At 70.6% G+C, this 19,646-nt stretch carries 20 protein-coding genes; 12 read left to right on the forward strand and 8 right to left on the reverse strand.

What is annotated here, in order from left to right; translation table 11 throughout:
- The first annotated feature begins 15 nt into the window (after positions 1-15).
- The 3 genes from AW273_RS07300 (at position 16) to pth (ending at position 2,629) form a co-directional block, all read left to right on the forward strand.
- A complete protein-coding gene (locus AW273_RS07300; RefSeq protein ID WP_062338888.1) occupies positions 16-993 on the forward strand; it encodes a ribose-phosphate diphosphokinase in 978 nt (325 codons plus the stop codon).
- A 346-nt stretch (positions 994-1,339) separates the two neighbouring features.
- Positions 1,340-1,972 carry a 50S ribosomal protein L25/general stress protein Ctc gene (locus tag AW273_RS07305; protein ID WP_062346528.1) on the forward strand — a complete coding sequence of 211 codons (633 nt, stop codon included), beginning with the start codon at positions 1,340-1,342 and terminating at the stop codon, positions 1,970-1,972.
- A 66-nt stretch (positions 1,973-2,038) separates the two neighbouring features.
- Positions 2,039-2,629, forward strand: a complete 591-nt coding sequence (pth, locus tag AW273_RS07310; RefSeq protein WP_062346530.1) for an aminoacyl-tRNA hydrolase — start codon at positions 2,039-2,041, stop codon at positions 2,627-2,629.
- Here the strand turns inward: pth and AW273_RS07315 are convergent.
- On the reverse strand, positions 2,613-3,536 hold the full coding sequence (locus AW273_RS07315; protein ID WP_062346532.1) for a LysR family transcriptional regulator: 924 nt from the start codon (positions 3,534-3,536) through the stop codon (positions 2,613-2,615). The two genes, pth and AW273_RS07315, sit on opposite strands and share 17 nt — an antisense overlap.
- An 83-nt stretch (positions 3,537-3,619) precedes the next feature.
- On the opposite strand from AW273_RS07315, the gene AW273_RS07320 reads away from it, so the two are divergent.
- Positions 3,620-4,804 (forward strand): MFS transporter, encoded by a 1,185-nt coding sequence (locus AW273_RS07320; RefSeq protein ID WP_062346534.1) that lies wholly within the window; start codon positions 3,620-3,622, stop codon positions 4,802-4,804.
- Positions 4,805-4,847: 43 nt separating this feature from the next.
- A complete protein-coding gene (locus AW273_RS07325; RefSeq protein WP_062346535.1) occupies positions 4,848-5,219 on the forward strand; it encodes a ClpX C4-type zinc finger protein in 372 nt (123 codons plus the stop codon).
- A 164-nt stretch (positions 5,220-5,383) separates the two neighbouring features.
- Here AW273_RS07325 and AW273_RS07330 read toward each other — a convergent pair whose 3' ends face one another.
- Positions 5,384-5,956 (reverse strand): 3'-5' exonuclease, encoded by a 573-nt coding sequence (locus tag AW273_RS07330; protein ID WP_062346537.1) that lies wholly within the window; start codon positions 5,954-5,956, stop codon positions 5,384-5,386.
- A 68-nt stretch (positions 5,957-6,024) separates the two neighbouring features.
- On the opposite strand from AW273_RS07330, the gene AW273_RS07335 reads away from it, so the two are divergent.
- From AW273_RS07335 to AW273_RS07365, 7 genes are all read left to right on the forward strand, one after another.
- Positions 6,025-7,455 (forward strand): sugar transferase, encoded by a 1,431-nt coding sequence (locus tag AW273_RS07335; RefSeq protein ID WP_439648618.1) that lies wholly within the window; start codon positions 6,025-6,027, stop codon positions 7,453-7,455.
- A 6-nt stretch (positions 7,456-7,461) separates the two neighbouring features.
- Entirely contained in the window at positions 7,462-8,217 is a 756-nt protein-coding gene (locus AW273_RS07340; RefSeq protein WP_198168044.1) for a 3'(2'),5'-bisphosphate nucleotidase CysQ, read from the forward strand.
- Positions 8,218-8,234: 17 nt separating this feature from the next.
- Positions 8,235-9,149, forward strand: coding sequence for a sulfate adenylyltransferase subunit CysD (gene cysD / locus AW273_RS07345; protein WP_062346540.1), 915 nt, complete (start codon positions 8,235-8,237; stop codon positions 9,147-9,149).
- Complete coding sequence (gene cysN, locus AW273_RS07350; protein WP_062338901.1) at positions 9,149-10,393, forward strand: sulfate adenylyltransferase subunit CysN; 1,245 nt, start codon at positions 9,149-9,151, stop codon at positions 10,391-10,393. Before cysD ends, cysN begins: the two co-directional genes overlap by 1 nt.
- 115 nt (positions 10,394-10,508) lie before the next feature.
- Positions 10,509-11,402, forward strand: coding sequence for a sulfotransferase (locus AW273_RS07355; RefSeq protein WP_062346541.1), 894 nt, complete (start codon positions 10,509-10,511; stop codon positions 11,400-11,402).
- Between the two features lie 20 nt (positions 11,403-11,422).
- The gene (locus tag AW273_RS07360; RefSeq protein WP_062346543.1) at positions 11,423-12,298 is read left to right on the forward strand and encodes a glycosyltransferase family 2 protein; all 876 of its coding nucleotides are present in this window, start codon (positions 11,423-11,425) and stop codon (positions 12,296-12,298) included.
- Positions 12,298-13,086: a WecB/TagA/CpsF family glycosyltransferase gene (locus tag AW273_RS07365; protein WP_062346545.1), complete on the forward strand. Its 789-nt coding sequence runs from the start codon at positions 12,298-12,300 to the stop codon at positions 13,084-13,086. Before AW273_RS07360 ends, AW273_RS07365 begins: the two co-directional genes overlap by 1 nt.
- Here the strand turns inward: AW273_RS07365 and AW273_RS07370 are convergent.
- From AW273_RS07370 to AW273_RS07395, 6 genes are all read right to left on the reverse strand, one after another.
- Positions 13,079-13,936, reverse strand: a complete 858-nt coding sequence (locus AW273_RS07370; protein ID WP_062346547.1) for a sulfotransferase — start codon at positions 13,934-13,936, stop codon at positions 13,079-13,081. The genes AW273_RS07365 and AW273_RS07370 overlap by 8 nt on opposite strands.
- A complete protein-coding gene (locus tag AW273_RS07375) occupies positions 13,933-15,294 on the reverse strand; it encodes a lipopolysaccharide biosynthesis protein (protein WP_157555622.1) in 1,362 nt (453 codons plus the stop codon). Before AW273_RS07375 ends, AW273_RS07370 begins: the two co-directional genes overlap by 4 nt.
- Positions 15,261-16,082: a sulfotransferase domain-containing protein gene (locus AW273_RS07380; RefSeq protein ID WP_369409031.1), complete on the reverse strand. Its 822-nt coding sequence runs from the start codon at positions 16,080-16,082 to the stop codon at positions 15,261-15,263. Before AW273_RS07380 ends, AW273_RS07375 begins: the two co-directional genes overlap by 34 nt.
- Positions 16,079-16,969: a hypothetical protein gene (locus AW273_RS07385; RefSeq protein WP_062346781.1), complete on the reverse strand. Its 891-nt coding sequence runs from the start codon at positions 16,967-16,969 to the stop codon at positions 16,079-16,081. The genes AW273_RS07380 and AW273_RS07385 overlap by 4 nt, the downstream gene beginning before the upstream one ends.
- Entirely contained in the window at positions 16,966-18,228 is a 1,263-nt protein-coding gene (locus AW273_RS07390; protein WP_062346782.1) for a hypothetical protein, read from the reverse strand. Before AW273_RS07390 ends, AW273_RS07385 begins: the two co-directional genes overlap by 4 nt.
- 121 nt (positions 18,229-18,349) lie before the next feature.
- Positions 18,350-19,561: a YveK family protein gene (locus AW273_RS07395; RefSeq protein WP_062346551.1), complete on the reverse strand. Its 1,212-nt coding sequence runs from the start codon at positions 19,559-19,561 to the stop codon at positions 18,350-18,352.
- Positions 19,562-19,646: the final 85 nt, after the last annotated feature.

Genomic DNA, 19,646 nt, shown 5'->3' on the forward strand with positions numbered 1-19,646 from the left:
GGAGGAGCAAGTCGCATGAGCGGGATCCAGACCATGGGCCAGAAGAACCTGATGTTCTTCTCGGGCCGGGCATACCCACAGCTTGCCGAGGAGGTCGCGCGCAACCTGGGGGTGGAGATCACCCCGACCTCCCTGCGTGACTTCGCCAACGGAGAGATCTACGTCCGCTACCTCGAATCGGTCCGGGGCTGCGACGCGTTCGTGATCCAGAGCCACACGGCTCCGATCAACCAGTGGATCATGGAACAACTGATCATGGTGGACGCGCTGAAGCGGGCGTCGGCCAAACGCGTGACCGTCATCATGCCCTTCTTCGGGTACGCCCGTCAGGACAAGAAGGGCCGCGGCCGCGAACCCATCACCGCGCGCCTGATGGCCGACCTGTTCAAGCAGGCCGGGGCCGACCGGCTCATGTCGATCGACCTGCACACGTCGCAGATCCAGGGCTTCTTCGACGGCCCGGTCGACCACCTGTTCGCCATGCCGATCCTGATCGACTACCTGCGCGACAAGATCGACCCCGCCACCACGACGATCGTCTCGCCTGACACCGGGCGGGTGCGCCTGGCCGAACGGTGGTCCGACGCCCTGGGCACGCCGGTGGCCTTCATCCACAAGCGGCGGGACCTGGACGTGGCGAACCAGGTGAAGGTGAACGAGGTCGTGGGCAAGGTGCGCGGACGCACCTGCGTGCTGATCGACGACATGATCGACACGGGTGGGTCCATTTGCAAGGCGGCCGACGCGCTCTACGACCACGGGGCGACCAACGTGATCGTGGCGGCGACGCACGCCGTCTTCTCCGATCCGGCCGTCGACCGGTTGAAGAACTCGGCGATCTCCGAGGTCATCGTGACGAACACGCTGCCTATCTCGGAGGAGCAGCGCTTCGACAAGCTGACGGTGTTGTCGATCGCCCCGCTGATCGCGAGGGCCATCACCGAGGTCTTCACGGACGGTTCGGTGACAAGCCTGTTCGAAGGCGATTCGTAGTTCGATTTGCGTGTGCTCCGCACACGCGGCCCGAGCGCTTTGATCCGGCGTCTTCCCTCCTCCGCTCTGGTCGCTGCGCTCCCGGCGCTCCGTCAGTCCAGACGCCGGCGCGCTCGGGCAAGGCATGACTAGACGTGGTTAGCCCGTCTGGCGTGGCTATGAGCGCGTCTGGCGTGGTTATCAGGGTGTCTGGCGTTTATCGGCGCGTTTTCGTGGCTGGCGGCGGGTTTGGATGGGCCGGGGGTCTCGGAGGTTGCACTAAGCTGGAATGAGTGCCTGTAACGCCTTCCGCTAGGGCGGGTGAGGGGTGGCGCTACATCCGAATCGAGATCCCTAGGAGATCGTCGTGTCCGAAGTCAAGATCGCTTCCGAGCTGCGTGACCAGTTCGGCAAGGGCGCCGCTCGTAAGATCCGCCGCGCCAACCAGGTGCCCGTCGTCCTCTACGGGCACGGGACCGAGCCGCGTCACCTCACGATGCCCGGGCACGACCTGCTCCTCGCGCTCCGCACGCCCAACGTTCTCATCCGCATCGAGGGCGCGGTCAACGAGCTCGCTCTGCCCAAGGGTGTGCAGCGTGACCCGATCAAGGGTTTCCTGGAGCACGTCGACCTGATCCTGGTTCGCCGGGGCGAGAAGGTCACCATCGAGATGCCGGTCACCGTCACCGGTGACGTCGTCAACGGCGCCATCCTCGACCAGCAGCTCGTGCAGATCTCGGTCGAGGCCGAGGCCACCAGCCTGCCGAGCGGCGTCGAGATCGACGTCGACGGCAAGGACGTCGGCTTCACCGTCAACGCCGGTGACCTCGACCTGCCGAAGGGCACCACCCTCGCGGTCGAGCCCGACACGCTGGTGCTCCACGTCATCGCCGCGCCGACGGCCGAGCTGCCCGAAGAGGGCGAGGCCGCCGAGGCTCCCGCCGCCGAGGCCGCCGAAGAGGCCGCCGAGGGCGAGCCGGCCGCTGCCGCCGCCGAGTAAGGCGTTTCTGTAAGGTCCCCCACAGGGAGATCCTGTGGGGGACCTTTCCGTGTGAGGAGACATGCAGTGGACCGCTGGCTGATCGCCGGGCTGGGCAATCCCGGGCCCGAGTACGCCGGGAACCGGCACAACGCGGGCTTCATGGTGGCCGACGAGCTGGCCGCGCGGGTCGGCGGGCGGTTCAAGGCCCACCGGTCGCGCGCGGAGGTGCTCGAAGGGCGGCTGGCGGGGATGCCGGTGGTGCTGGCGAAGCCCATGACGTACATGAATCTTTCCGGCGGGCCGGTGAAGGCGCTCGCCGACTTCTACAAGACCGGGCTGAACCTCATCGTCGTCCACGACGAGCTCGACGTGCCCTACGGCGCGCTGCGCGCCAAGAAGGGCGGCGGCGACAACGGGCACAACGGGCTGAAGTCGATCACGAAGGCGATGACCGCCGAATATCTGCGGTTGCGGTTCGGGATCGGGCGGCCTCCGGGGCGCATGGACACGGCCGTCTACGTGCTGAAGGACTTCGCGACCGCCGAGCGCAAGGACCTGCCGTTCCTGGTCGACCGGGCGGCCGACATGGTCGAGTCGCTGATGGTCAACGGGCTGGAGCCGACGCAGAACAAGTTCCACGCCGCCGACCTCAACCCGGTCAAGCCGCCGCGCTAGCCCATTCGGGCGTCCACGTGCCGGCTCCGGGCCTGACGGTGCCCAGATGGTCGCGCAGGTCGCCGAGCGCGGCGTGCGGGTTGCCGCGCCGCCAGATCAGCGAGTGGGGGTAGACCGGGGTCGGATCCTGTACGGATATGCGGCGCAACCCCTGGTCGGCCGGCCAGACCAGCCGGGTCAGCTCGCCCACGAAGGTCGCCAGCGACGGCGACCCGGCGAGTGTGTCGAGCAGGGGCTCGGTGCCGAAGCCGGGGCCGGTGACCTCGATGCCGAGCCCGAACGCGGCGGCGAGCGCGTCGTAGTAGGCGGCCCACTCGGTCCCGGCCACGATGCCGGGCATCCAGATCCGGTGCCCGGCCAGGTCGGCGGGGGTGACCGACGCGGCGTCGGCGAGCGGATGGCCGGGCCCGGTGAGCAGTTGGATGGGCTCGTCGAAGACCCGGGCGGCCGCGATGTCACCCGAGAGCCGCGACGGGTCGACGGCCCGGAACGACGCGTCGATCGAGCCCGAGGCGAGCGCCTCGACGGCCGCGCCGACGTCGAACAGCGTGACGACGTCGAGTTCGACCTCGGGACGCGCCCGATGGAACCCGCCCAGCACCGACGCGGGCGCGAGCCGCCGGCCGATCACGTCGACCCGCAGCGCCCGGCGGCCGGGGCGGACGCTGGCGAGTGCCCGTTCCTCGGCCCGCAGCAGGTCACGCGCGTGGGGGAGGAACGCCTGCCCGTCGACGGTGAGCCGGGCGCCCCGCGCGGTCCGGGTGAACAGCCGCACCCCGAGCGTGCGTTCCAGCGCGGCGATGCGCTTGGACACGGCCTGCTGGGTGATCGACAGGTCGTCGGCGGCGTCCTGGAAGCGGCCCGCGTCGACGACCGCCACGAAGCTGCGCACGACGTCCAGATCCACCCCCGCAGGGTAGCGGCCACAACGTTCCGTTGTGCGGCTCGGGATCGATGGTTGTTTGAGCCGGTTCGGGCCGATCCGCTTCGATGCTCAGCGTGGATCGGCGGTTCGGGTGGGTGTGGGCGGCGTACGCGGTGAGTGCCTATGGCACGTGGCTGGGGTTCGGGGCGTTTCCGCTGATCGCGGTGCTCGTGCTCGATGTCGGGCCGGCGTGGGTGTCGGCGTTGTCGGCCGCCGGGCTGGCCGTGGGCGCGGTGGTCGCGGTGCCGCTCGGGCCGTGGGTGGAGTTCCGGGGGAAGCGGCAGGTGATGGTCGCGGCGGACCTGGTCCGGTCCGCGGCGCTCGTGAGCGTGCCCGTCGCGTTCGTGTTCGGGTGGCTGAGCTTCGCGCAGCTCGTGGTCGTCTCGGTCGTCGCCGCGGCGGCGAAGATCGCCTTCAACGCCGCCGCCGGCGCCTACCTGAAGGGCCTGCTCTCGCCGCGGGACCTGCTCGTCGCGAACGGGCGGCTGGAGTCGACGATGTGGTCGGCGAGTGTGGTCGGCCCGCCGCTCGGCGGGGCGGCGATCGGGTTGTTCGGCCCGGTGGTGACGGTGCTGGCCGACGCGGTCAGCTATCTGGTGTCGGCCGTGTGCGTGCGGGCGATCGGCGGCGGCGAGCCGCCTCCGGCGCCGCGTCCCGTGCGGCTGCGGCCCGCCGACCTGCTCGACGGGTGGCGCGAGATCTGGGCCCATCGGGCGCTGCGGCGGCTGTTCTGCGCCACGGTCCTGTTCAACGGCCTGCTGATGGCCACCGAGCCGCTGCTGGCCGTGCTGCTGCTCGACCGGCTCGGCTTCACCCCGTGGCAGTACGGGCTGGTCTTCGCGCTTCCGTGCCTGGGCGGCCTGGCCGGGGCGAGGCTGGCCCGGCGTTTCGCGGCCCGGTTCGGCCAGGCCCGGGTGCTGCGCGTCGCCGGGATGCTGCGGACGTGCTGGCCGGTCTGGCTGGCGTTCGTCCAGCCGGGCGTGCCCGGGATCGTGCTGGTGATCGTCGTCCAGTTCGGGCTGGTGTTCTGCTGCGCGGTGTTCGCGCCGGTGCTGGCGACGTACCGGCTGGAGCACATCGCCCCCGACCGGGTCGCCCGCACCCTGACCGCCTGGTCGGTCACCGGCAGCCTCGCCATCGCGGGCCTGACCGCGATCTGGGGCCTGCTGGCCGCCGCCGTCGGCCCCCGCGAGGCCATCGCCGCAGCCGGGGCGCTCATTCTGCTCACCGGGTTGTCAGGGAAGCCCTGACGCATTAATTTGTCAGGCAATCCCTGACGAGTAGGAGCGTCCCATGACAGTGGAAGCCCGCCTCCGGTGTTCCTTCTGCGGAAAGCCCGACACCGAGGTCGAACGGATCGTCGCCGGTCCCGGCGTCTACATCTGCGACCAGTGCGTCGGCCTGGCCGTGACAGTGATCGAACAGAGCGCCGCCCTGGCTGAGGAGGGCGAGACGAAGCCGAAGCTCCCGATGTGGAGTTCCCTGTCGGACGACGAGATGCTGAACCACATCCCCAGAGTGGCCGCCCACATAGACGCAACCGAAGCCGACCTGGTCGCCTGGGTGCGCGAACTCCGCCGCCGAGGCGTCACGTGGACCAAGATCGGCGAGTCTCTCGGCATCACCCGCCAGTCGGCTTGGGAACGCTTCTCCGGCGAAGAGTAAGCAACCCCGCCAGACGCAGGTGTCACGTCTACTCATGATCTGCCCGAGCGCGCCGGCGTCTGGACTGACGGAGCGCCGGGAGCGCAGCGACCAGAGCGGAGGAGGGAAGACGCCGGGTCAAAGCGCTCGGGCCGCGCGTGCGGAGCATGCGCCATCAAATGGTGTCATCCTCTCCATTCCATGATGTTCTGGAACAGCTCCGCCTGCTCGATCGCGTCATCCAAGGCGTGATGTGAGTGCGGATGCGTGGAACGTAGCTCTTTCGGCATCTGTCGTTTCGACGACCAGGTGAGGGGAACACCCGCTTTCGCGGCATACAAGGTCTTGATGTCGAGTGCCCTCGAATGCCCGAACGGTGAATCGCCCGCGAAATTGATGAAGTACCAGTACATCCACATCCAGTCAAAGGACAATGGAAACGCGACCAGCACCGGAGTCGTCCCCTCGCATACCTTACGCACCCACGCCGCCGCCGACTCCATCGCCTCTTTGGGGTCGCGGCCCTCACGTAGCAGCAGGTCACGGTCGAGGCCGCTGACCTCCAGCGCCGACGGCACAAATTCGTCGCTGATCGGGCGCAGTTCCGCGTAGAAGGTGGTCTGGGTCGGATCGTGCCGGGTGAACTCACGCCCGAGCCGCCGGCCCGCGACCGTCATCCCGAAACTCACCATGGAATATGGGCCGGGAATGGGGCCGTCCGCCTCGATGTCGACGGAAATGTACGTCTCGGCTTTCACTGAATTCTCCCAGGAGCGGGCGCTAGCATTCCTGCGGTCGGTAAACGTTCGGTAAAGGGGGCTTGTGGGTGACAGTCGTCGATCGGCCGAGAACGGCCGTGAAGCGCGTGGGTCCGGGGTGGGCGGCGCGATATCGGGCCACGGTGATCGTTTCCGACATTCTGTGTGCCCTTCTCGCCGGCGGTCTGGCGGTCGTCGTCCGGTTCGGTGAGGTTACTCCCTACGTCGAGCCTTACGCATTGTCAAGCGCGGCGTTGCCACTGTTGTGGGTCGTCGTCGTCGGGCTGAGCCGGGCCTACGAACCGCGCTTCGCGGGGGTCGGGTCGGAGGAGTTCCGGCGGGTCGCGCGGGCCGGGGTGATGCTCACCGCCGCCGTCGCCGTGCTGGCGTACGTGACCAAGATCGACGTCGCACGGGGTTACGTTATCATCGCGTTACCACTGATGACGGTTTTAACGTTGCTTGCCCGATATGCCCTGCGGCGCAGGCTGCACCGTAAACGGACCAGGCTCCAGTGCATGCGGCGGGTCATCGCGGTGGGTCACCAGGGGTCGGTCGCCGACCTGGTGCGCCTCCTGCAGAAGGAGCGTTACCACGGCATGCACATCGTCGGGGCCTGTCTCCCCGACGAGAGCGCCTCCGCCCAGGAGGTGGGCGTGCCGGTTCTCGGCGGGTTCTCCGACGTGCCCCTCGTGGTGGCGCAGGCCCAGGCCGACACGGTCGCGGTGCTCGCCTGTCCCGAGCTCGACGGTTCGGCGCTGCGGCGGCTCGCCTGGCGGCTGGAGAAGTCGCGCACCGATCTGGTGGTGGCCCCGGCGCTGATGGAGGTCGCTGGGCCGCGTACGACGATCAGGCCGGTGGCGGGCATGCCGCTGCTGCACGTCGAGCACCCCGAGCTGGCCGGCGGGCGACGGCTCGTCAAGAACGTCTTCGACCGCGTCGTCGCGGGGCTCGGCCTGCTGCTGGTCTCCCCGCTGTTCCTGCTCATCGCGGTCGCCGTGCGCGCGACCAGCCCGGGGCCGGCGTTCTTCCGGCAGACCCGGGTCGGCAAGGACGGCGCGACGTTCACCATCGTCAAGTTCCGCACCATGGGCGTCGACGCCGAGAGCCGCAAGGTCGAGCTGACCAGTGACATCGACGGCGTCCTGTTCAAGGTCAAACACGACCCCCGCGTCACCCGCGTCGGCGCCTTCCTCCGCCGTCACTCGCTCGACGAGCTGCCCCAGCTCGTGAACGTGGTCAAGGGTGACATGTCCCTCGTCGGCCCCCGCCCGCCGCTGCCCGAGGAGGTCGCCCGCTATGGCGACGACGTCCGGAGGAGACTTCTCGTCAGGCCGGGCATGACCGGGTTGTGGCAGGTCAGCGGCCGATCGGATCTGTCGTGGGAGGAAGCGGTACGGTTGGACCTGCGCTACATGGAAAACTGGTCACTCACCCTCGACCTCCAGATCATGTGGAAGACGTGGTCGGCCGTGGCACGCGGATCGGGAGCCTACTAACCAGTGATGACGATCAGAGACGATCATTCGCTCGCCGGAGACCTCGCGACGGAGGCGGGTGAGAAACTGCTCCGCCTGCGCGCCCAATTCGGGTTCGACGACGCCAAGGCGCTGAAGGACGCGGGCGACCGTTCGTCCCACGACTTCCTCGTCGAATCGCTCGAACGGCTGCGCCCGAGCGACCACATCCTGTCCGAGGAGGGCGAGCGCACCAACCCGGCGCGGTTGTCGGCCAACCGGGTCTGGATCGTCGACCCCCTCGACGGCACCCGCGAGTTCTCCGAGGCCGGCCGCACCGACTGGGCCGTCCACGTGGCGTTGTGGGAAGACGGCAGGCTGGCCGCCGGGGCCATCGCGCTCCCGGCCCAGGGCGCGACGCTGACCACCGCCAACCCGCCGAAGCTGCCGGTCGCCGGCAACCAGCGCATCCGGATCGCGGTGTCCCGCACCCGCCCGCCGGAGTTCGTGCAGAAGCTCGCCTACCTGGTCGGGGCCGACCTCGTCCCCATCGGCAGCGCCGGCGCGAAGATCGCCGCCGTGCTGACCGGTCAGGTGGAGGCGTACGTCCACGCGGGCGGGCAGTATGAATGGGACTCGGCCGCCCCGGTGGCCGTGGCGCTGGCCGCCGGAGCCCATGCGAGCCGGATCGACGGGTCGGAACTGATCTACAACCAGGCCGACCCCTCGTTGCCGGATATTCTTGTTTCCCTACCGGACTTGGCGCCGACCCTGCTCGCCGGGATCCGTGATCTTCACCAGTAACTCGATAAGGAACCGTTTTGCTTCAGCATGACTACACGACGTCACAGCTTGACGTCCTCGAAGCCGAGGCGATCCACATCATGCGTGAGGTCGCGGCCGAATTCGAGCGACCCTGTCTGCTCTTCTCCGGCGGCAAGGACTCGATCGTCATGCTGCGCGTCGCGGAGAAGGCCTTCTGGCCGGCGCCGATCCCGTTCCCGCTCATGCACGTCGACACGGGCCACAACTTCCCCGAGGTGATCGACTACCGCGACCGGCGGTCGGCCGAACTCGGGGCGCGGCTGGTGGTGGCGTCCGTACAGGACTCGATCGACGCCGGACGCGTGGTCGAGGAGACCGGGCGGCGCGCCTCGCGCAACCGGCTCCAGACCACCACCCTCCTCGACGCGATCGAGGAGCACGAGTTCGACGCCGTGTTCGGCGGCGCGCGCCGCGACGAGGAGAAGGCCCGCGCCAAGGAGCGGGTGTTCTCCTTCCGCGACGACTTCGGCCAGTGGGACCCGAAGAACCAGCGGCCCGAGCTCTGGAACCTCTACAACGCGAAGATCCGCAAGGGTGAGCACATCCGCGTCTTCCCGCTGTCGAACTGGACCGAGCTCGACGTGTGGGACTACATCCGCCGCGAGGGCATCGAGATCCCGTCGATCTACTTCGCGCACACCCGCAGCGTCTTCGAGCGCGACGGCATGCTGCTGCCCGACGCCGACGTGGTACAGCGCGGCGACGACGAGCCGCTGTTCGAGTCGCTGGTGCGTTATCGCACGGTCGGCGACATGACCTGCACCGGCGCCGTCTCGTCGAGCGCGGCGACGGTCGACGAGATCATCGCCGAGATCGCGGCCACCCGGATCACCGAGCGCGGCGCGACCCGCGCCGACGACCGCGCGTCCGAGGCCGCCATGGAGGACCGCAAGAAGGAAGGCTACTTCTAATGGACATCCTTCGTTTCGCGACGGCGGGCAGTGTCGACGACGGTAAGTCCACCCTGATCGGGCGCCTCCTGTTCGACTCCAAGGCGATCTTCGAAGACCAGCTCGAAGCGGTCGAGCGCACCAGCCGCGACCGGGGCACCGAATACACCGACCTGTCGCTGCTGACCGACGGCCTGCGCGCCGAGCGCGAGCAGGGCATCACGATCGACGTGGCCTACCGCTACTTCGCCACGCCGAAGCGGAAGTTCATCATCGCCGACACCCCGGGCCACATCCAGTACACCCGGAACATGGTGACCGGCGCCTCGACCGCCGACCTGGCCATCATCCTGATCGACGCGCGCAAGGGCGTGCTGGAGCAGTCGCGCCGCCACGCCTTCCTGACCACGCTGCTGCGGGTGCCCCACCTGGTGCTCGCCGTCAACAAGATGGACCTGGTCGACTACTCCGAGGAGCGGTTCGAGGAGATCCGCGAGGAGTTCACCCAGTTCGCGTCCAAGCTGAACGCGAGCGACCTGACCTTCATCCCGATCTCGGCCCTCCACGGCGACAACGTGGTCTCCCGCTCGGAGAGCATGCCCTGGTACCAGGGCCCGTCGCTGCTCCACCACCTGGAGCACGTCCACATCGCCTCCGACCGCAACCTGGTCGACGTGCGGTTCCCGGTGCAGTACGTCATCCGCCCCCACAAGACCGAGTTCCACGACTACCGCGGTTACGCCGGTCAGGTCGCGGGCGGCGTGCTGAAGCCGGGCGACGACGTCATGCACCTGCCCTCCGGCCTGACCACGAAGATCGCCTCGATCGACACCTTCGACGGCCCGGTCACCGAGGCGTTCCCGCCCATGTCGGTGACCCTGCGGCTCGAAGACGACATCGACATCTCGCGCGGCGACATGATCTGCCGGCCGAACAACCAGCCGCAGGTCGCGCAGGAGGTCGACGCGATGATCTGCTGGATGGCCGACACCGTGAAGCTGAGCCCCCGGGCCAAGCTGACCATCAAGCACACCACCCGCACCGCCCGCGCGCTGGTGAAAGACCTCCACTACCGGCTCGACGTCAACACCCTCCACCGCGACGAGACCGCCACGAGCCTGTCGCTCAACGAGATCGGCCGGGTGTCGCTGCGCATCACCCAGCCGCTGTTCGTCGACGACTACGCCCGCAACCGGCAGACCGGCGGCTTCATCCTGATCGACGAGGCCACCAACGGCACTGTCGGCGCGGGCATGATCCTCTGAACCCGGGCCTAGGTAGATCCTTGGGCGTTCGGTGAACGCCTAGTTACTCTCCGCTGTAGCGTCAGCACGTTCCGTATTCACTTCGGGGGTCGTGCACGTGTCTGACGCTCAGCCGATGATCTTTGTTGGAGGGCTGGGGCGCAGCGGGACGACGCTGCTGGAGCGCCTTCTGGGGGAGCTTCCCGGTGTCGCGCCGCTCGGCGAGGTCGTCCATCTGTGGCACCGGGGGGTGCACGCCAACGAGCCGTGCGGTTGCGGGCGGCCGTTCGCGCAGTGCCGGTTCTGGCACGAGGTCGGCGACCGCGCCTTCGGGGGCTGGCGGCCGGCCAAGGCCGACCGGCTGCTCGAACTGCGCCACAAGGTCGACCGCACCCGCCGCGTCCCGGTCTTCGTGCTGGGCCTGATCAGCCGCGAAGCCCAGCTCACCGAGTACGTCGCCGCATACCACCGCATCTACGCGGCGGCGGCCGAGGTCGTCCGCGGCCATGTCGTCATCGATTCGAGCAAGCACGCCTCGCTGGCCTACTGCCTGTCGGCCATCCTCGACCTGACCGTCGTCCACGTCGTGCGCGATCCGCGTGCGGTGGCCGCGTCGTGGCGGCGCAAGGTGGCGCGGCCGGAAGACGGCCGGCCGATGGCCCGGTGGTCGCCGGCGCGCACCGCCGTCCACTGGTTCGTGCAGAACCTCGCCTACGAGGTGCTGCGTGGCAAGGGCGTGCCCATCGTGCGGGTCCACTACGAGGACCTCGTCGAGGAACCGGCCGACACGCTCCGTGTGCTGGCCGGCAAGCTCGGGTTGCCCGCCGACCACGAGGCGCTCGCCTTCATCACCGGCCGCACCGCCCGGCTCGGCGTCGCCCACACCGTCTCCGGCAACCCGATGCGCTTCCACGTGGGCCGCGTGCGCTTCCGCGACCGGCGCCCCGACCTGCCCTTCCCCCATCGCTGGGCGGTCACCGCGCTGACTCTCCCCCTTCTTCTCTGGTACGGCTACCGCCTCAATTACTGACCTACCGATCGGAGGCAACGATGACCTCGACCGTCGGCGTCGTCATCCCCACCCGTGGTGACCGTCCCCTGCGAGCGACGATCGAAGGCGTGCTCGCCAACCGCCCGGCCGCCGTCGTGGTCGTGGTCGACGGGGCGCCGTTAGATTCCGTCGACGACGACCGGGTGGACGACCGGGTGAAGGTGCTGCCCAACTGCCTGAGCCCGGGTCTGCCGGGGGCGCGCAACACCGGGATCGCGGCGCTCGACACCGACCTGGTGGCCTTCTGCGACGACGACGACGTGTGGCTGCCGGGCAAACTCGACGCCCAGGCCGGCCTGCTCCGGCAGACGGGGGCCGAGTTCGCGAGCTGCGGCATCGAGGTCGAATACGGTTCGCGCCGGGTGACCCGGCTGGCCGGGGCCGCCGAGATCACCGCCGCCGACCTGACCCGCTCGCGCATGGCGATGGTGCACGCCTCCACCTACGTCTTCCGGCGTGGTGCCCTGTGGGTCGACGAGAGCGCGCCCGCCGGCCAGAACGAAGACTGGGACCTGGCCCTGCGGGCGGCCAAACGGCGGCCGATCGCCCACGTCGACCGGCCGCTCGTGCGGGTGCGGTGGGGCAGGTCCCACTACGCGACCCGCTGGGCCGACCGGATCAGCGGCCTGGAGTGGATGCTGGCCCGGCACCCCGAGATCGCCGACGACGCCCGGGGGGCCGCCCGCGTCTACGGGCAACTGGCCTTCCACCACGCCGCGCTCGGGCGGCGCAAGGAGGCCCGGCGGTTCGCCGCGCTCGCCTTCCACTCGCGGCACCGGGAGCCCCGGGCCGCGCTGGCGCTGGCCGTGGCGGCCGGGCTCGTCTCGGCTCCGGCCGTGTTGAGCGCGCTGCATACCCGCGGCCACGGAATCTGATGCGCACGCGCATCGTCGCGCCGCCCAAACGGCGGCGCGTCTCCGTGGGCGGGGTGGTCATCGACCGGCTGACCGAGATCGAGGTGGTCGACCGGGTGATCGGCGCGATCCGCCGAGGGTCGGGCGGGCATCTCGTGACGCCCAACGTGGACATCTGCCGGGCGTGCGCGCGTGACCCCGCGTTGCGCGCCCTCGTCCTGCGGGCCTCCATCGCGGTGGCCGACGGGATGCCGCTGGTGTGGGCGGCCCGGCTGCTCGGCAAACCGGTGCCGGCCAGGATCACCGGCGCCGACCTGATCTGGTCGCTCTCCGAGGCGGCCGCCTTCTATCGGGTGCCCATCTACCTGCTGGGCGGACCGCCCGGGGTGGGCGACCGGGCCGCCCGCGCGTTGTGCGAGCGTTATCCCGGGTTGTCGATCGCCGGGGTCGACGCGCCGCCGTGGGGGTTCGAGGACGACGCCGAGCAGTTCGCCGCCATGCGCGACGCGCTGACCTCGGCGCGTCCGCTGCTGGTGTTCGTCGGGCTCGGGTTCCCCAAGCAGGACCTGCTCATCGAGCGGCTGCGGGGCGACCTGCCCGAGACGTGGTTCGTCGGGTGCGGGTCGGCCATCGCGTTCGCCGGGGGCGCCGTGGCGCGCGCGCCCGTCTGGATGCGCGATCGGGGGCTGGAGTGGCTGTTCCGGCTGCTCAGCGAGCCGTCGCGGCTGGCCCGTCGTTATCTCGTCGACGACCTGCCGTTCGCGGTGCGGCTGCTGACGGTGTGCGCGGTGCGGCGGCTCTTCACCTGAGGGTCAACCGGCTGACCCTCTCGGCGTCGGCGGCGGACAGGCGCGACTTGGCCGCCGCCGTTCTGCTGTCGGTGGGGCGGAACGCCGTCTTCGACGCGCCCCGCCAGGCGAAGCCCGCCTCCCGGGCCGGGCCGGTGCACGACCGGGTGATCGTGGCGGCCGATCGGTCGGTCCAGGGGATGCCGCACCATTCGTACAGGCTCCGGAAACCGAAGTGCGGATCGGCGGCCAGCGCCTCGTAGCCGACCACGCGGATGTTGGGGTGGCGCATCCGGGCGACCGACTCGTGCGCGGCCTTCCACAGGGCCGCCGCCTTGGCCAGCCGGTCGGGCGGCGTGCCCGCCAGCGCCGACAGGTGGGGGTGGTCGCGCACGAGGAGGGGCTGGTCCAGCAGGTCGGCCGGGTTCGCGGTCCAGCCGAGGTGCTCCCAGCTCCCGACGAACGTGACCGGATCGCGGACGAGGATCACCACCCGGCAGTCGAGCCGGTCGGCGAACCACTCGGCCGACCAGAGGGCGAACGGGTCGTCGACGAGGGCCCGGCGGCCGGTCAGGCGGCCGTGGGCGAACGAGGTCGCGTATTTCAGGAAACGGGCGGGCGACGGAGGCCAGGGGAGCTCGGCGTGCCAGCGGAACCTCAGGCGCAGCGTGTCCTGGAACGGCTTCAGCCAGGCGGCCTCGTTGTCGCGGCAGATGTACTGGAACCGGTGCTCGACCCGCGCGTTCAGCACCCCCCGGTAGGGCCGTTCGGGGTTGAGCGGCTCGTTGACGTAGACGAGTTCGCCCGAGGCGCAGAGCATGCGGCCGGCCCACGAGGTGCCGCTGCGGGGGAGCCCGGTGACGAGGATCATGCCGTCGCCCTGGCGACCTGGGCGAATGGCAGCAGGTTCTTCACGAGCATCCCGCCCGCCCAGCCGAGCGCCGCGCCGAACGCGCCATAGGCCGGGACCAGCAGCAGATCGAGCCCGACCGTGACGGCCAGCGCGGCGGCGACGTTGCCGAGACTGGCCCTGGTCCGCCCCGAGGCGATCACGACCACGTCGGCCATCCCGCAGGCGGAGGCGACCATCATCGTGACGGCCAGCACGATCGCGACGTCGGCCGCGTGGGCGTAGCCGTCGCCGAAGACCTGGAGGACCTGCGGTGCGAAGAGGGCGTACCCGATCCAGAACGGCCAGGTCAGGGCCATCTGGGTGCGGGCCGCCCGCCGATGGAGGGCCCGCGCCGCCCGCGGCTCTCCCCGGATGAACGCCCTGACCAGCTCGGCCTGTACGCCCTGCGCCAGCCCCTGCCCCACGAGTTGCCCGACCACCTTGAAGCGGGTCGCGGCGACATAGAACGCGGCCTCGGCGGGCCCGGCGAGCAGCGCGACGATCACGACGTCGAGCCGCTGGAAGACGGCCTGCAAGGCGGCGGCCAGCGACCGGGGCGACGTGTAGGCCCAGAACTCCCGCCACGACACCCGGGCGCCGGTACCCCGCAACCTGACGGCGGCCAGGATCGTCACCGGAACCGCCGGGATGCCCCACGCGACGATCAGCCAGGGGGCGGAGAGCCCGGCGGCCAGCGCGCCGCCCACGAGAAGAAGCTGGCCGACCGGTTGAACCAGCCCGCTGAGCAGCAGCGTCTCCCGCATCCCTCCGGTGCTGCGGGTGGCGGCCACCAGAACATCGGCCACCACGACGAAGGGCAACACGAGGGCGAGGGCGGGCTCGGCGCCGGTGAGGACGACGGAGGCGGCAAGCGCGCCGAGGGCCACGGGCACCAGCGCCACGGTCAGGAGCGGCCGGGCGGTTGCCCCGGAATCTCCGGATGGGCGTGGCTCATGCCGCCCGCCGGTCGTGCGCCGAACAGGGACGAGGGCTTGCGCCGCGGCTCGGCGGCCACCGATCGTCTCGGTTCGGTCGTCGACGGTGGCGTGTGGATTCCGGTCGCCGGCCTCGGGACGGGTGGTCGGGGGGTCGCCGATCGGCTCTTCGGGTGGCCGGCGGGCCCGGAAGTAGATCAGGCCGTTGCCCGTGTCGAGGCGTAACACCCCCGCCAGCATCAGCCCCAGCGCCGTCGTGGTGAAGAACGCGCCCGCCTCGGCCGGGGGCAGGGCGCGGGTGATCAGCAGGGTGACGGCGAACTGGGCGGCCGCGCTGGTCCCGGCTCCCGCCAGGCCCGCCACCGACCTCAGGCGCGCCATGAAGGGGTCGCGTCGAGCCACGGCAGCAGCAGGGCGTCCCACGGCAGGAAGTGCTCCGACAGGCGGGTGCGCAGGTCGCGGGGGATCGGCGCGTAGGTCCGCGAGTTGTGCCGGTCGAAGACCGGGTCGGCCGCCGGTGGGAGGCCGAGGAAGGAGAGCACGTCGTCGTACACGGGCAGGGGGTCGGCGAAGAAGCGCCCGCTGTCGACGACCTTGATGCGGTCGCGGGCGATCAGCGGTTCGAGGCGGGCGAGTTGTTCGGCGTAGCGGCCCCTGGCCAGGTAGGCGTGGTGGCGGTGGGCGTGGCTGGCCGACAGCGGCGCGGCGCACAACCGGGCGCTCTCCCCGGCCAGGCGTTCGGGTTCCAGGTCGACGGCGCGGGCGAACGATGGCTCCGACTCGAAGCCGCGGGCCAGTTCGTGCGCGTGGGCGGAGATGGCACGTTCCACCGGATCCCGGACCAGCACGATCAGCTTCACCTCGGGGAGGTCCCAGGCGATCCTCGGCACGGCCAGCGGGTGGAAGAGGTAGTAGGGGGAGGACTCGAACGCCAGCATGCCGGGCCGCCGCAGCGGGAAGTGCGCCCGATACCAGGCCAGGCCGCGGCCGTAGGCCATGTCGAAGTAGTGCACGCCCTTGCGCAGCACCGGCTTGGCCACCATCGGGTGTCGCGACAGCGCCCGGTAGAGGGAGGTCGTGCCGCAGCGCTGCGCCCCCACGATGAGGAACGACGGGAGCATCCGGGCGCCTCCGGTGAGCCGCCCCGCCGTGATCGACACGGCGTGGGCGGTCGTCTTCAGGGCGTTCACGTCAGGGGTTCCAGCCCGTCGACGGCGGGGTTCAGCCACGTCGCGGGCGACCCCAGCGGCTCGTGGCCGTCGGCGCGGTGGCGTTCGGCCAGGGTCATCAGGTAGGCGGCGGCGGTCACCCGCGCCTCCTCGTAGGAGATCCCGAAGGGCTCCAGCAGCCGCCCCGACCGCGCGACGCACGCCTTCGCCGCCGACGCCGGGCGCATCCGCCGCAGAGCCGTCTGGAAGAAGTAGTGCAGCGTGTCGAAGCCCGCCGGCACGCCCGTGCCGAACCGCTCCCAGTCCCAGACCAGCAGCCGGTCGCCCATCGGGGCGACGTTCCACGGCGAGAAGTCGCCGTGCCAGGCGCCCTTGCCGAGCGCGGCGATCTCCTGGGCGGCGGCCGCGAGCAGGTCGGCCGACGGCCGCCCCTTCGTCACCGGGAGCGGCGTCAGGACCAGCACGTCGAGGTCGCGCCACACCCCGTGGTGCATGGCCTTGGGCGCGACGACGACGTCGAACGCGTGGCGGGCGATGGCGCGCAGCGTGTCGGTCTCGTGGCGGATCAGGTCTCTGGTGTGCGGCTGGTCGCCGATCTTCACGAAGGCCAGGAGGCCGGCGTCGCCGTACAGCTCCAGGACGGGTTTGCGGTTCGCGCGGCGGGCGGGGCGGACGTGCAGCGTGGCCCGCACCCGGCGGCCGAGCACGTCGCCGAGGTGGGTCTCGATCGTGTCGGGCCCGTCGGGGATCAGCACCCGCCCGCCGACATGCCATGGCGCGCGCGGCACCAGCCGCCGGGGGACGAGCCGGCTCGGCACCAGAGTCCGGGCCGAAGAAGTGGTGGACGGCGGGAACAGCAAGGAGATCACCTCATCCAGGTAGCGCAGACGTATGCGGGAGTCCTTCACGTCGCGTTCCGCCACAGGACCGCGAACGAGATCAGGTAGAGGGTCAGGGCACTGACGAGGCCGTCGTAGATGAACATGTAGAAGAGGACGAGGAGCATGACCAGGCTCCCCGCCTGCCCGATCGGCGACCGATCATGCCAGTGCCGCCTGACCGCCCCCGCGAAGAAGGCGACGTAGAGCGCCGCCCCGGTGAACCCCTGGGTGATGAGCAGCAGCCAGAGCTGCCCGTCGGAGCCCAGCGGCGGATGCCCGCACGACCGGCACCAGTCGGTCCGGCCGGTGGTGATCGTGCGGTGGTTCCCGAACGCGTTGCGGGTGTTGCCGTAGCCGATGACCGGCGACGTCGCGGCGACCTCGACGGTGGTGGCGACCGTGAAGGCGCGGATGTCGTTGGAGTGGGGCCGGTCGACCCGCGCCGCCACGACCTGGCCCAGCGGCGAGAACACGAAGGCCGCGGCGGTCACGGCCGCGAGGGTGAGCATCGCCGCCCGGTTGCGGTTCCTGACGATCAGGTACGCGATCCCGACGGCGATCGCGGCCCAGAGCCCCCGGTTGAGGGAGTAGACGACCGGCACCGCCGCCACCGCGACGGCCGCCGCCGCCACCGCCTTCCGCGCCGGGCCGCCGTAGACCCACCAGCCGACCACGAACCAGACCAGCAGGACCGAGACGTTGCCGCCCCAGGCGTTGGCCCACTCGAACGGCGCCTCCGGGCGGGGCGCGGCATGCCCGAGCACGTACTGGATCTGCGCGGCGGTCGGGTGGACGAGGTTGGTGACGAAGGCGTGGTCGGGGAGCAGGTGCTCCATCGGCGCGGTGAACTCGAACGCCGGCGCGAGGACGCCCAGCAGGCCCCCGGCGACGGTGGTGAGGAACAGCACCCCCAGCATCCTGACCAGGGCGAGCTGGGGGAGTTCCTCTTTGGTGAGGTTCCCCAGGTAGAGCACGACGACGAAGAGCGCGACGTAGACGGTGAGCCGCATGGCCCAGCCGACGACGCGGCCCGTGCCGAACTCGCCGTAGGTCCCGGCGGGCGTCGCGTCGAGCATGACCATGCTGATCAGATAGCCGACGATGAGCAGCGCCCACAGGCCCATACCCCGGGGGATCAGGATCGGCCGCCGCAACCACAACACGACGGCCATGGGGACGGCCACGACCACGATGGACAACCCGCCGAACCCGAGGGCCCACCAGACGGGGTATCCCACGAGGAACGCCGCGATCGGCCACGCGGCGGGCGCCGACCGCCAGGTCATGAGCGGGTCCCGGTCGCCGCGGAGCATGCCGCCGGCGGAGCAGAGGTGCTCCCGGCCTGGCCGCGGGCCGGGGCCGTGGGCCGGCGGTCCACAGGGGCCGGGCAGGTGGCGGATCCCCCGGTCACAGCAGGTCCCTGCGTTGCTGGGGGATGTCCACCGTCGGAGGTTGCTGCGACCTCAACGCGTCGACCGCCAGCGTCCCGGGAGCGCCCGCCGGGTCGACCGCGATCACGCCCAGGACGTCGACGCCCCGGCGCTTCAGCGACTTGGCCGAACGGATGACCCACGGCGCGCGGATGCGCCCCAGGGCCACCGCCAGCACGGCCGCGTCGGTCGGCCCGGCCGTGACCAGGAGGATGCCGCCGCCCGGCGGGAAGCCCTCTTCCAGGGTCCACGCCACGTGGGCCGGTTCGACGCCCAGGCCCTCGACCAGCACGCTCCGGTGCCCGGCCGCCGTGACCACCGCGGCGAACTCCTCGCCCTGGGGAAGCAGGGCGAGGTTCGTCAGGCGTTCGACGTCGGCCGGGGTGCGGAGGCGCAGATCGGAGCGGTCCCGGGCGAAGGCCGCTCCCACGCCGAGCAGGATGCCGGCGAAGAGGCCGCCGCCCACGTAGAGGGAGGGGCGCGGTTCGCTGGCCGTCTCCGGCGGAGACGCGGGGGTGATCACGGTCCCGGGGGTGACCGCGGTGGTCTTCAGGACGTCGTACCGGAGAGTGAGGGCCGTCGCCTGACGGGTCAGCACGGTCTGCTGGTGGGCGGCCAGGGCACGTTGCGGGGTGCCCTTCGGGTGCCGGGACATGGTGACGAGCGCGGTGCTGAGCTGGCTGTTGACCAGGCGGAGCTTGGCCAGGACGGCCCGCTTCTGCTCGGTCAGCAGCGCCTCGGCCGCCGCCAGGCGGTGGGCCAGGTAGGCGTCGGCGAAGGCCTGCGCGCCCCGGGCGGCCCCAGCGGCGTCGGGCCAGGTGAACGAAATCCGAAGAATTCCCGAATTGGGTGGCACATCAACGGAAACCTGCCCCCGAAGGTCCTCGGGGTCGCCTCCAATAACACGTGACGCATTCGTCGCCACCACGGACGATTGTGCGATCTGCGCCTCGGTGTCTAGATTGAGAGCTTCGCGCTGCCGGGCGGTCACCACGTTCTGCGGCTCCCCGAGCCCGGTCGGGGCCACCTGCACCTCGGCCACCCCGAGATAGGCCGTCGGGGCCCGCCACAGCAGTCCGACACCGCCCATGACGCCGAGAAACAGGCAGGTCAAGGCGATGATCCAGCGGCGGCGGAACACGGAGCCGTACTCCGCGAGGTCCCGGCTGTGCGGCGGTGGCAGGCTCATGTCGGTCTCCGGTGGGGGTGAAGCGACTACGAACCCTAGCCGGGTGCGGTGATTACCCCGGTGCTAATTACAGAATTTCTGCTGG

Origin of the sequence: Herbidospora yilanensis (assembly GCF_001570565.1) — a bacterium.
GTDB classification, from domain to species: domain Bacteria; phylum Actinomycetota; class Actinomycetes; order Streptosporangiales; family Streptosporangiaceae; genus Herbidospora; species Herbidospora yilanensis.